The sequence below is a fragment of the Soonwooa sp. T0.1_25 genome (assembly GCF_057652215.1).
Genome location: NZ_JBYFBZ010000093.1, coordinates 1 through 257 on the forward strand (window position 1 = coordinate 1; position 257 = coordinate 257).

Below are 257 nucleotides of genomic sequence, written 5' to 3' on the forward strand. Positions count from 1 at the left end.
CATAAAATCTGATAAAAGAAAAGTCAAACGAATTGCCAAAATTGTGAGAGCTAATGCATAAAGACGCATTATTATTGACTTAGCGAAGTTTTCACTGATCTTACAAACTTCTAGTTATAGAAGTGACTGTAATTGTGGCTCCTTTGTTGTCTTTGATAAATTTAGAACCTATTTTTTCTAAAGTTGTTTTCTCTTTCGAAACAATATAAGGCCGGCTGTAATCCAATTTCTTAACTTTATAACCTTTCGCCGTCATT

1 protein-coding gene is annotated in these 257 nt (G+C 31.9%); it reads right to left on the reverse strand.

Annotated features, from left to right (window positions below):
* Positions 1-100: 100 nt before the first annotated feature.
* Positions 101-256 (reverse strand): DUF5715 family protein, encoded by a 156-nt coding sequence (locus AC23MB_RS14475; protein WP_487787668.1) that lies wholly within the window; start codon positions 254-256, stop codon positions 101-103.
* Between the last annotated feature and the right edge of the window lies 1 nt (position 257).

What these genes read in the sequence shown, in the direction of transcription:
- AC23MB_RS14475 (WP_487787668.1), bottom strand. Translation starts at nt 256, where the DNA reads ATGACGGCGAAAGGTTATAAAGTTAAGAAATTGGATTACAGCCGGCCT.